Source organism: Guyparkeria sp. SCN-R1 (genome assembly GCF_003932495.1).
Lineage (GTDB): Bacteria > Pseudomonadota > Gammaproteobacteria > Halothiobacillales > Halothiobacillaceae > Guyparkeria.
The window spans coordinates 1-11,642 of sequence record NZ_QZMT01000030.1; the positions used below are offsets into that span (position 1 = coordinate 1).

10 protein-coding genes are annotated in these 11,642 nt (G+C 59.2%); all 10 read left to right on the forward strand.

Annotation, left to right across the window (positions count from 1 at the left end; genetic code table 11):
• Nucleotides 1-61 precede the first annotated feature (61 nt).
• Nucleotides 62-718, forward strand: coding sequence for a polysaccharide biosynthesis protein (locus D5687_RS10745; protein ID WP_240031489.1), 657 nt, complete (start codon nt 62-64; stop codon nt 716-718).
• A 31-nt stretch (nt 719-749) separates the two neighbouring features.
• Nucleotides 750-1,862, forward strand: a complete 1,113-nt coding sequence (locus D5687_RS10750; protein ID WP_125199780.1) for an NAD-dependent epimerase/dehydratase family protein — start codon at nt 750-752, stop codon at nt 1,860-1,862.
• The gene (gene wecB / locus D5687_RS10755; RefSeq protein WP_125199781.1) at nt 1,859-3,007 is read left to right on the forward strand and encodes a non-hydrolyzing UDP-N-acetylglucosamine 2-epimerase; all 1,149 of its coding nucleotides are present in this window, start codon (nt 1,859-1,861) and stop codon (nt 3,005-3,007) included. The genes D5687_RS10750 and wecB overlap by 4 nt, the downstream gene beginning before the upstream one ends.
• The gene (locus D5687_RS10760) at nt 2,979-4,238 is read left to right on the forward strand and encodes a glycosyltransferase family 4 protein (protein WP_204742190.1); all 1,260 of its coding nucleotides are present in this window, start codon (nt 2,979-2,981) and stop codon (nt 4,236-4,238) included. The genes wecB and D5687_RS10760 overlap by 29 nt, the downstream gene beginning before the upstream one ends.
• Nucleotides 4,235-5,092, forward strand: a complete 858-nt coding sequence (locus D5687_RS10765) for a sulfotransferase (protein ID WP_240031490.1) — start codon at nt 4,235-4,237, stop codon at nt 5,090-5,092. Before D5687_RS10760 ends, D5687_RS10765 begins: the two co-directional genes overlap by 4 nt.
• Complete coding sequence (locus tag D5687_RS10770; protein WP_125199783.1) at nt 5,079-5,708, forward strand: sugar transferase; 630 nt, start codon at nt 5,079-5,081, stop codon at nt 5,706-5,708. The genes D5687_RS10765 and D5687_RS10770 overlap by 14 nt, the downstream gene beginning before the upstream one ends.
• 53 nt (nt 5,709-5,761) lie before the next feature.
• The gene (locus tag D5687_RS10775; protein ID WP_125199784.1) at nt 5,762-6,937 is read left to right on the forward strand and encodes a DegT/DnrJ/EryC1/StrS aminotransferase family protein; all 1,176 of its coding nucleotides are present in this window, start codon (nt 5,762-5,764) and stop codon (nt 6,935-6,937) included.
• A gap of 364 nt (nt 6,938-7,301) precedes the next feature.
• Complete coding sequence (locus D5687_RS10780; RefSeq protein WP_204742191.1) at nt 7,302-9,209, forward strand: nucleoside-diphosphate sugar epimerase/dehydratase; 1,908 nt, start codon at nt 7,302-7,304, stop codon at nt 9,207-9,209.
• 184 nt (nt 9,210-9,393) lie between these two features.
• Complete coding sequence (locus tag D5687_RS10785) at nt 9,394-10,656, forward strand: O-antigen ligase (RefSeq protein WP_204742192.1); 1,263 nt, start codon at nt 9,394-9,396, stop codon at nt 10,654-10,656.
• 217 nt (nt 10,657-10,873) lie between these two features.
• Nucleotides 10,874-11,482 carry a superoxide dismutase gene (locus D5687_RS10790; RefSeq protein WP_125199786.1) on the forward strand — a complete coding sequence of 203 codons (609 nt, stop codon included), beginning with the start codon at nt 10,874-10,876 and terminating at the stop codon, nt 11,480-11,482.
• Nucleotides 11,483-11,642: the final 160 nt, after the last annotated feature.

The window sequence follows — 11,642 nt, forward strand, 5'->3', positions numbered from 1 at the left end:
CGAGAAGCGCTATTTCAACCGGCTCGCGAGTGTCTAGAAAACCGGGGGCGATTCAAAGAGCGTGGTTTGCCTCAGTACCGACAAGGCGGTGATGCCGGTCAATGCGATGGGCATGTCAAAAGCCATGATGGAAAAGACCGCCCAGGCGGCCAGTCGCCAACTTGGCGAAGGTGAGACGACGATTTCTTGCGTTCGATATGGGAACGTCATGTGTTCTCGTGGTTCGGTGATACCGCTGTTCATCAAGCAGATCCAGGAAGGAAAGCCGCTGAGTCTCACTGAGCCAAGCATGACCCGGTTTATGCTTTCTCTTCCAGACGCAATAGATCTGGTCAATTTTGCTTTCCATCACGCCCGCCAAGGCGACATCTTCATCAAGAAAGCGCCGGCCTGTACCGTGAAACTCTTGGCGGAAACTCTCCTTGATCTGTTCGAGGCAAACAACGAGATCCGCATTATCGGTATGCGCCACGGTGAGAAGCTCTATGAGACCTTAGCCAATCGCGAGGAACTGCGACGCGCGGAGGACATGGGGGACTATTACCGTGTCAGTTTCGACGACCGTGACCTGAACTACAGCAAGTACTTCACCGAAGGCGATGTGGAAGAGGCCTCCACTGAGGATTACCACTCGCACAATACCTATCAGCTCGACAAGGATGAGCTAAAAGAGCTGTTGCTGACACTGCCGGAAGTGCGTGCCGCGCTGACAGCATAAAGCCGGTTGCGCCTGGATATTGGGAGGTTGTATGAAAATTGTTGTTACGGGTGCCAGGGGCTTGTTGGGCCGCCACCTGCACTTGCTCCTTCGATCTAAGAAGTCTGTCGACGTTGATTTGGTCATGGTCGATCGCGAGTCGTTTAATGATGATCATGAATTGGCGCAAGCGCTGGTGGGCGCCGATGCGGTGGTTCACTGTGCCGGCATCAATCGGGATGAGGACGATGTGATCGAGCTCGGCAACCGCCAGCTTGCCGAGCGGCTGACTGAGAATTTGAATCAAACCGGCACCCGGCTGCACCTCCTCTATGCCAATAGCACCCAGCGGGAGCGTGATACCCCTTATGGTCGTGGCAAACGAGCTGCGCACCACGTTTTTGCCGAATGGGCTGAGGCCCATGAGGCCCTATATACAGAGTTGGTATTGCCCCATCTTTTCGGTGAAGGCGGTCGTCCGTATTACAACTCCGCTGTATTGACTTTCTGCCATCAATTGGCCAACGGCGAGGAGCCGACGATTAATGGCTCCGGCCAACTTGAGTTGCTCCACGCCCAGGATGTCGCGGCAGAGATCTTGGCGGCGATCGAGAAAGCACACACTGGCGAGCTGCGCCTTCAGGGGCGTGGCATGAGTGTTGCCACAGCCGCCGGCAAGCTGATTGACATGCATCGTTCCTATACGACCGGCATCATTCCTGACTTGCGTGACCCCGTTGATTTGCAATTATTCAACACCCTGCGCAGCTTTATGTATCCGGCGTTCTACCCCCAAACGCTCAAGGTGCACAGCGACGAGCGCGGCGCTCTCTTTGAAGGGATCAAGAATCGCAATGGAGGCCAGGCGTTTTTTTCCACCACCAAACCGGGCGTCACGCGCGGGAATCACTATCACTTCAACAAGGTCGAACGGTTTCTGGTGCTCAAGGGGCAAGCCGTCATCCGCATCCGTCGATTGCTGGACGACAAAGTGGAAGAGTTCCATGTCAGCGGTGAGAAACCTGCCTATGTGGATATGCCCACGCTGCATACGCATAGCATCACCAACACCGGAGAAGAGGAATTGCTGACGATGTTCTGGAGCCACGAACTCTTTGATCCGGATAATCCCGATACCTACTTCGAGCCGGTGCTGAACCAATGAAAGTCTTGACCATTTTGGGTACCCGCCCGGAAATCATCCGGCTATCGCGTGTGATGGCCGCGCTGGATCAGGTAGTGGAGCATAAGATTGTTCACACCGGACAGAACTACGATTACGAGTTGAACGACGTGTTCTTCGAGGAACTGGGCGTGCGTCGCCCAGATCACTTTCTCAACGTGGACACCTCGTCACTTGGGCGTAGCCTCGGTGAAATACTGATCAAGACTGAAGAGGTGTTGCTGGAAGAGCGGCCCGATGCCGTTCTGGTACTTGGTGATACGAACAGTGCCATCGCTACTTTGATGGCCAAGCGGATGAAGATCCCGACCTATCACATGGAGGCCGGGAATCGCTGTTTTGATGCAAACGTGCCTGAAGAGATCAACCGCAAGATGGTGGATCACCTGGCGGATTTCAATCTGGTGTACACAGAACATGCGCGCCGTCATCTGATCAGCGAGGGGCTGTCTCAGCGTTTTATCTATTTGACTGGGTCGCCGATGCGTGAGGTCCTTGAGCACATGCTCCCGCAGATCGAGAGGTCATCGGTGCTCGACACCCTCGGGCTCGAGGCGGGCAAATACTTCATTGTGAGTGTCCATCGCGAAGAGAACGTGGACAGCCGCGAAAACCTGCGAGAGGTGGTCGAGGCGCTGCATGCCCTGCATGAGCGTTATGGATACCCGGTGGTGGTCTCGACCCACCCCCGCACGCGTAACCGCCTTGAAAAACTGGGCTTGGCGGAGGAAAGCGAAGCGATTCGGTTCCTAAAGCCGTTTGGCTTCCTGGATTACAACCATCTGCAGATGCATGCTTACTGCGCCATCTCGGATAGCGGCACGATCAGCGAGGAAGCCTCCATACTTAAGTTTCCGGCGGTGACGATGCGCCGCTCGATTGAGCGGCCGGAAGCGCTGGATACTGGCGCGATAGCACTCACCGGCTTGGACAAGGAAGTGCTGTTGGACGGGGTTCGGATTGCGACTGCCTCGCGTGAGGTGTTTTCGGGTTCCGAGCGCGAGGTGCCGGAGGAGTATCAGGTGCGTAACACGTCGGAACGTGTGGTGCGGCTGATTACTGGTACCGCGAAATTGGCCAATCGGTGGCGGAACATGGGTGAGTTCAGTCGATATGACTGGGGCTGAACACGACCAGGAAAAGAAACGGCTTCGGGTACTGGCGGTTCACCGATATTACTGGCCTGACACTCCGCCTTATGCCGCCATGCTGCGGCGGATCGTCGAGCATTGGCGGGATGAGGGGCATGAGGTGGATGTCCTCTCGTCACAGCCTTCTTACAAGGCCGGGTTCAAGCATGAGCGCTGCCCGAGACACGAAGGCCTGAATGGCGTCGCTGTCGAACGTCTTTCGTTGCCTAATGAGACGGGGCGACCGCTGGTCCGAATTTTCAATGCCTTGCGCTTGGGCAGTGTTTTGTTATGGAAGGCCATCACGCGCCGTTATGACGTGATCATGATTTCGACTGCGCCTCCCGTTCTGGGTGGGGCTGCGGCTGCGTTGGCTGCAAGGTTGACCGGCGCGCGCTTCATCTATCACTGCATGGATATTCACCCGGAGGTCGGACGTGTTTCCGGTGAGTTTCGCAACCCGGCCGTATTCACCGTCTTGCGTGCGCTGGATAACTGGAGTTGCCGTCGTGCCGATCCGGTCGTTGTGCTGTCAAGGGACATGGAAGCGACGTTCCGAGAACGGCCGGGGGGGGCAGGTTTGGCTATTTCCGTTCTGAACAATTTCAGCTTGCCTTCCGAGAGAGAAACGCCGAACGAGTTGCCTTTTGAATGGCACCCCGAGCGACTCACCGTCCTCTTCGCCGGCAACATTGGTCGGTTCCAGGGCCTTGATACGGTGATTGAGGCAATGGAGCGACTCAAGGGGCGCGAGGATATTGAGTTCGTGCTGATGGGTGAGGGAGTGGCGAAAGCCGCTCTTGAGGAGAAGGCGAACGCATTGGAAGTACGAGTGCGCTTCCTCGGTCATCAGCCCGTCGAGGTTGCCAAAGCTGCCATGCAGCGGGCCGATATGGGGTTTGTTAGCTTGACGCCTGGAATGTATCGCTATGCCTATCCCAGCAAGACCATGACGTATCTGGAACAAGGGTGCCCCCTGCTTGTGATGGTTGAGCCTGAGAGTGAGCTTGCCAAGGACGTGAGCGACCGGGAGTACGGTTTGTGTGTTCAGCCAGGTGATGCCGAAGCGCTGGCCAACCAGTTGTCCGGGCTGGCAGGCAATCGTCACCTGTTGCCCGGAATGCGATTGGCGGCGGCCCGAAAATTCGAACAAGCCTTTTCGGAAGATCTAGTCCTTGAAAAATGGGGAGAGTTGCTTGTCAGGCCAAGGGAAGAGGATCTGAATTGAAACCTACGAAAGTAATCATTATTGGCGCACCGCGCTCCGGCACCAATATGCTCCGCGACGTGTTGGCGGATCTCGAAGGTGTAGCGACGTGGCCTTGCGACGAGATCAACTATATCTGGCGCCACAGCAACGTGCGTGAGCCCACGGACGAGTTCCCGGCCGATCTGGCCGCCCCTAGGGCGGCTGATTACATCCGCAAGCAATTCGACTGGGTGTCTCGCCGATACGGCGCTCATACGGTGGTGGAGAAGACCTGCGCTAATTCGTTGCGGGTGCCGTTCGTCGATGCGGTGGTGCCGGAGGCGAAATATATCTTCATCTACCGTGACGGTCTGGATGTCGTGGGTTCGGCAGTAAAGCGCTGGAAGGCCGAGTTGGATATTCCCTATCTCGCCCGCAAGGCGCGTTTCGTGCCGTTGTCTGACCTTCCTTTCTATGCCTCCCGCTATCTCTGGAATCGGGTTTATCGCGTGATCTCCCGCGAGGAACGCCTGGCCTTTTGGGGGCCGCAATTCAAGGGGTTGGATGAGGCGTTGGCTAATCACTCGTTGCCCGAGGTCTGTGCATTGCAGTGGCAGCGGTGCGTGGAACTGTCGGAAGCCGCCTTCTCCCGGATGCCGGAAGGAAAGGTGGCACGCGTGTCTTACGAGGCATTCGTCAATAAGCCGGAAACGGAGTTGCGGCGCATTGCTGATGAATTGGGCCTGACGTTCGGCCCGGATGCACTAGGTGATGCCGTGAAGGGGGTGAGCCCCCGAAGTGTTGGCAAGGGTCGCGATGCCCTCGATGAGGACACGGCCGCTGCGATCACCTCGCTGGTCGGTGACACCTTACAACGGTATGGCTATGCGTGACGTGGGTGGGGGGCAAGGACTAAGCGCTGGGCAGGCCGCGCTGAAGCGTGGCTTTGATTTGTCTGCTTCGGCTATTGGCCTATTTCTGACTTGGTGGCTGATCCTGCTGGCCTGGGCTGCCGCGACCATCGACACCCGCCGCAATGGCTTTTTCGTCCAGGAGCGCGTGGGTCGACATGGCCGGCCGTTCCGAGTAGTTAAGATCCGCACCATGCGGGAGGTGCCGGGGCTCGATACGACGGTAACCCAATCGGGAGATGCGCGCATCACACGCCTGGGTGCGTTCTTCCGGCGGTTCAAGATCGACGAGTTGCCGCAGCTCTGGAACGTGCTGGTCGGGGACATGAGTTTCGTCGGCCCGCGCCCGGACGTGCCCGGCTTCGCCGACCGGCTGGAAGGTGAGGATCGGGTAGTGCTCTCCATCCGCCCGGGTATCACGGGGCCGGCGACGCTCAAGTACCGCGACGAGGAGGCCCTCCTGTCCGAGGTGGAGGATCCGGAGCGCCACAACCGCGAAGTGATTTGGCCGGATAAGGTGCGCATCAATCGCGAGTACGTCCACAACTGGCAGTTGCAGGACGATCTGAAATACATCTGGCATACGGTGGTCGGATAAATCAACGCTACCTTTATGCCGGCACTTATTTTTTTTCAAGTTCGAGTTGATTCATGTTGAACGGACCCTTTTCACCCTGGCCTTCCTTCACCCAGGAGGAAGCCGAGGCGGTGCAGCGTGTGCTGCTTTCCAACAAGGTGAACTACTGGACCGGGCAGGAGGGGCGCGAGTTCGAACGCGATTTCGCGGCTTTTGCCGGGACTGATCATGCGATTGCCTTGGCCAATGGGACGGTGGCGCTGGATTTGGCGCTAAAGGGCCTCGGTGTTGGCGAGGGTGACGAGGTGATCGTTACCTCGCGGACATTCCTCGCCTCGGTCTCGAGCATCGTCACGGCTGGAGCGGTGCCTGTCTTTGCGGACGTAAATCGTGATTCCCAGAACATCACGCCTGAGACGGTGGCGGAGAAGATCACACCGCGCACGCGGGCGATTATGGCGGTTCATCTGGCCGGCTGGCCGTGCGAGATGGAAGGGCTGATGACGCTGGCCGAAGAGCACAACCTGTACGTGATTGAGGATTGCGCCCAGGCACATGGGGCGACGTACAAGGGGCAAAGCGTGGGCTCCATCGGCCATGTCGGCGCCTGGTCGTTCTGCCAGGACAAGATCATGAGCACCGGCGGGGAAGGCGGCATGGTCACCACGAATGACGGTGAACTTTGGAAGCGCATGTGGGCCTACAAGGACCACGGCAAGAGCTGGGAAGCGGTCTACGAGCGCGACCACCCGCCGGGTTTCCGTTGGCTGCACGAGTCGTTCGGTACCAACTGGCGGCTGCCGGAGATGCAGTCGGCGATCGGGCGCATCCAGCTTGCGCGTATGCCGGCGTGGACCGCTGCACGACGGGCGAATGCCGGGCGGATCTGGGAAGCTGCAAGGCAGTGCGATGGCCTGCGGGTGCCGGACATTCCAGAAGAGAACGGACATGCGGCCTACAAGTGCTACGTGTTCGTCGAGCCGGAGGCATTGAAGTCCGGCTGGGATCGCGACCGGATCATGCAGGCCATCCAGCATGAGGGGGTGCCCTGCATGAGCGGGTCGTGTTCCGAGGTTTATCTGGAGAAGGCCTTTGACGGGACCGGTTGGCGGCCGGAGACGTCCTTGCCGGTTGCCCGCGAGTTGGGCGAGACCAGTCTCATGTTCTTGTGCCACCCGACGTTGACCGAGGCCGAACTGGCCAAGACGTGTCGGGTGCTAACGGAAGTGATGGCGCGGGCAGTGGCGTGATCCTGGACCTACCTGGGGGGCGATGTGAGATGGCCTTCCGGCCATCTGCCGGGCTGAAGCCCGACCCACAGAGAGGTCTGCCGCGGGTGGGTTGGACTTCAGTCCAACATTGGCCGCTGGCCGAGTGTTTTTTGTCTGGATCAGGCTCCTTTGCATCCTTCCTGTCCGACGGATTGTCGGGCTGAAGCCCGACCCACGGAGACCTCGAAGTGTTTGCTCCGTGGGTTGGCCTTCAGGCCAACGTCTGGGATAGAGGCCGGCTTCGCGAGTCACCCGTTGCCGGATGTGACAGAATCCCCTTTTCTATGAGCACGCACATATAACCGCGGCGTGCGCTTGCTCTTTTCTCTCGGAAGACACATCAGTGACGTCGATCGCTCGTTTCAAAGAACTCCTTCGTGAACTGCCGTCCATCTACAAGCGCGGGTTGATGGTGGCGCTCGATCTGTTCTTGATCCCCTTCGCGCTCTGGGCGGCGTTGTCGTTGCGCTACGGCGAGCTGTTCACGGATTTCAATCGGGCCGCTCTAGCCTTTGTGGGGCTGGTGGCCTTCACCATTCTCGTCTTCGTTCGGCTCGGGCTTTACCGCGCGGTGATGCGCTTTCTGGGCTGGAAGGCCTTCGAGCAGATCGCGATGGGCGTAGCTGGCTCGACGCTGGTGCTTTTGGCCATCCTCTTGCTTCACCCGCAGGCGGAGTTGCCGCGGTCGACCTTTGTTATCTATGGCCTCCTCTTGTTCGTGCTGGTTGGTGGGTCGCGCTTTCTGGCGCGGCGTGTGCTCGGCGCTGTTCCTGGCAGCAAGGGCCGTGAACGGGTGGCGATTTATGGGGCGGGTGCTAGTGGCCAGCAAGTCGTGGGCATGCTCAGCAAAGGTACCGACTATGAGCCGGTCGTGTTCCTCGATGATGCCGAGGATCTGCATGGACGCGAGATCGACGGTTTGCGGGTGGTCGATCCGAAAAAGCCGGGACTGACCCTACTTCTTGAGCGGCTGGGGGTGCAATCGATCCTGCTGTCCGTGCCGTCAGCGGATGCGGCCACCCGACGTTCGATCCTGAATTTCCTCGAACCCCTGCCGTTCCATGTGCGCACGGTGCCGGGTATCGAGGACATCCTCTCCGGCAAGGCCACGCTGGATCAGGTGCGCGAGGTCGATATAGAGGACCTGCTGGGGCGGGAGCCGGTGCCGCCGCGTCCTGAACTGTTGGGAAAATGCATCGTGGGCAAGACCGTGCTGGTGACCGGGGCCGGTGGTTCGATCGGCTCGGAGTTGTGCCGGCAGGTGGTGGATCAGGGTGCGGCGCGCCTGATCCTTTTTGAGCTATCCGAATTCGGTTTGTATCAGATCGATCAGGAACTGCGACGTATTCCGGCCGTCGCCAACGGCCCGGTCGAGTTAATTGCCGCCCTGGGCAGTGTGCTCGGCGAGCGACGACTGGCTCGCCTGTTCGATCGGTTCACCGTGGATACGGTCTACCACGCAGCAGCCTACAAGCACGTGCCACTGGTCGAGCACAATCCCATCGAGGGGCTTTCCAATAACGCGTTGGGCACGTTGAGCGTGGCCAGAGTGGCGGCGAACGCCGGGGTGACGAATTTCGTGCTCATCTCCACGGACAAGGCCGTGCGTCCCACCAATGTGATGGGCGCCAGCAAGCGCCTGGCGGAGATGGCGTTGCAGGCGTTGCAGCCGGAGTATCCCGACACCACATTCTGCATGGTGCGGTTTGGCAACGTGTTGGGCTCGAGCGGCTCGGTGGTCCCGTTGTTTCGACGGCAGATCGCCGGTGGCGGCCCGGTGACGGTGACCCATCAGGAGATCACCCGCTACTTCATGACCATCCCCGAGGCCGTGCAGCTGGTCATTCAGGCCGGGAGCATGGGAGAGGGCGGTGACGTGTTTGTGTTGGACATGGGCGAGCCAGTGAAGATCGCCCATCTTGCGCGACGGATGATTCACCTCAGTGGCCTGGAAGTGCGTGACGAGGAAAACCCGGATGGCGATATTGAGATTACCTACACCGGTCTGCGCCCAGGCGAAAAGCTCTACGAGGAGTTGTTGATTGGCGAGGCGGTGAACGGAACCGAACACCCCCGAATCATGCGCGCCAGTGAGGATTGCCTGACATGGCGCACCTTTGACAAGGCGATATCCCGCCTGCAACGCGACATGGAGCGTTCCGATTTGCCGGCGGTTCGAGCACAGCTTGCCGAATTGGTCAGTGGGTACCAGGCGCATGCCCGCATCGAGGACCATTGTTGGAAAGAATGAAGGTGTTGCGGAGGTTTGGAAATTGCGGCTGAAGGCGCTCCTACGATGGATCTTGACCAACGTGGGCGGCACCGGCCGTTTCACTGACTTTTCGTTTGCGGGCCGGCTGGTGCCCCTTCAAGCGATAGAATCCCGCCTTTAGCTACGGTATCGATCTGCTCTCATGTCATCTCTCTCTCACGTATTGGCCCGTTGGGACCGCCTCACGCTGACGATCGTCGGTCTGACCATCCTTACCTTCCTGGTCTTTCCCTTCGGCCGGTCGGCCAACGCGCCGCTGGCGATTCTGGCGTTCATTGGGTTGTGGCTGTTGGCAACGCGTTGGCGCCAAGTATGGGCGCAACCGGTGACGCGCTGGTTGCTAATCCTGGTGGCGGGGCTGTGGATTCCACAGTTGCTTGCTTTACCTGGGGCGGTGAATTTCGAGCGGGCGTGGAGCGACGCGATCTATTACCCGTTGTTCGGGGTTGCGGCATTACCGGTTGTCTGGGCGGCGCTGCGGCATGATGTGTTGCCGGTGACTCTCTATTCGTTGCTGGCGATCGTGTTCGTCTGGGCTCTGGATGGGCTTTGGCAGTTCGCCACCGGCAACAACGTGCTCGGCTTTCCCTATAACGGCGTTCGTCTCTCCGGCCTGTTCGGGGAAAACCTGACGATGGGCGTGGTGATCGCGCACTTGCTGCCCTTGTTGCTTGAGGCGACCCGGCGGCTCATGCAGCGCTGCGTGGCATGGGGGCTGGTCATCCTGCCCATCCTGGCGGTGATCATGCTGTCCGGCTCGCGATCGGCGATGTTGCTGATGCTGTTCGGCCTGTTGCTCTTCGGGGTGCTGGTGTTGTGGTTCTATCGACCGCGGTGGTATTGGATTGTCGGCATGGTCGCGGTGGTGTTTGTGGGGATGGCGGGAACTCTGGCGCTTTCCCCCGAGACGCGTGACCGCGTCGAGCGGGTCGGCAAGATTGTCGAGATGGACCGGGAGAGCTTCAACCAGGCGACGTCCAAGCGTGGCGATGTCTGGCTTTCCGGTTGGGAAGTGGCCAAGGATGATCCGTGGCTGGGCGTGGGTGTGCGCGGCTACGAGCTGGCCGCGGTGGATCGGGGCTACACCGATCGTCCCTACATGCATCTGCATTTCTTCGCCCTGGATGTGCAGGTGAGCACGGGGCTCGTTGGATTGCTCGCGTACCTGGGTGCCTATATTGCCTTTCTGGTCGTGCTGTGGCGCGCCGGTGGAGGGATGGCGGCCGGCGTCGGTGTGGTGGCCGCAGGCCTTGCCTTGCTGCCGATCAACACGCATTTCGGTTTCTACGCCTCCTACACGCTTGCGATCATCTGGCCGATTATTGGGTTGGGCGCCGCACTGACAGTCAGTGCTCGCGGTGTACCGGTTCAGGCCGATGCACACGACCGTCATTCCCGTGCAGACGGGAATCCAGGCCGGCGATGACCCTCAGCGTGGGTTCTCGCTTTTCGCGGGAATGGCGTTGGTGGGATAGAGGGCTTGGCACGAGGTCGGAAGCGTTAACAGAGCATTTTGCTCGGGTTTTCGCCCGGTGCGGCTCACACTTGCGGCCCGGCCTGCTATCCTTCTTCCATCTTTCGATACCTCCGGCGTATGTGTCGGAGGACGTCCTTGTTTGAGCAACCAAGAAGGAGATCTTGATATGGCTTTTCAACTGCCTGATCTGCCGTATGGCTACGGTGACCTGGAGAAGTCCATCGACGCGCAGACGATGGAGCTGCACCACACCAAGCACCACAACACCTACGTCACCAAGCTGAACGACGCCATCAAGGACTCCGAGTGGGACGACAAGTCCATCGACGAGATCATGGCGAACATCTCCAAGCTGCCGACCGCGGTACGCAACAACGGTGGTGGTCACTACAACCACGACCTGTTCTGGAAGCTGATGTCGCCGAATGGCGGCGGCAAGCCGAGTGGCGCGCTGGCCGACGACATTGCCTCGACCTTCGGCTCGTTCGATGACCTGGTCGAGAAGTTCAACAACGCGGCACTGACACGCTTCGGTTCCGGTTGGGCCTGGCTGATCGTCGACGGCAACGGCAAGTTGCAGGTCACCTCCACCCCGAACCAGGACAACCCGGTGATGGACATCGCCGAGGTCAAAGGTAGCCCGATCCTGGGTCTCGATGTCTGGGAGCACGCCTACTACCTGCGTTACCAGAACCGCCGCCCGGATTACGTAAACGCCTTCTGGGACGTGGTCAACTGGGACGAAGTGGTCAAGCGTTACGACGCGGCCAAGTAAAGCCGAGTTTCGCAGCTAGGACGACGAAAGCCGGGCATTGCCCGGCTTTTTTATAACCAGTTCCGTGAGGAATTGATTCAACTAGGCATAAAAAAACCGCCCGAATGAAGTGACCCCTGAAAGTTGGACACCCATCCAACTGACAGGGGTTTTCTTATGG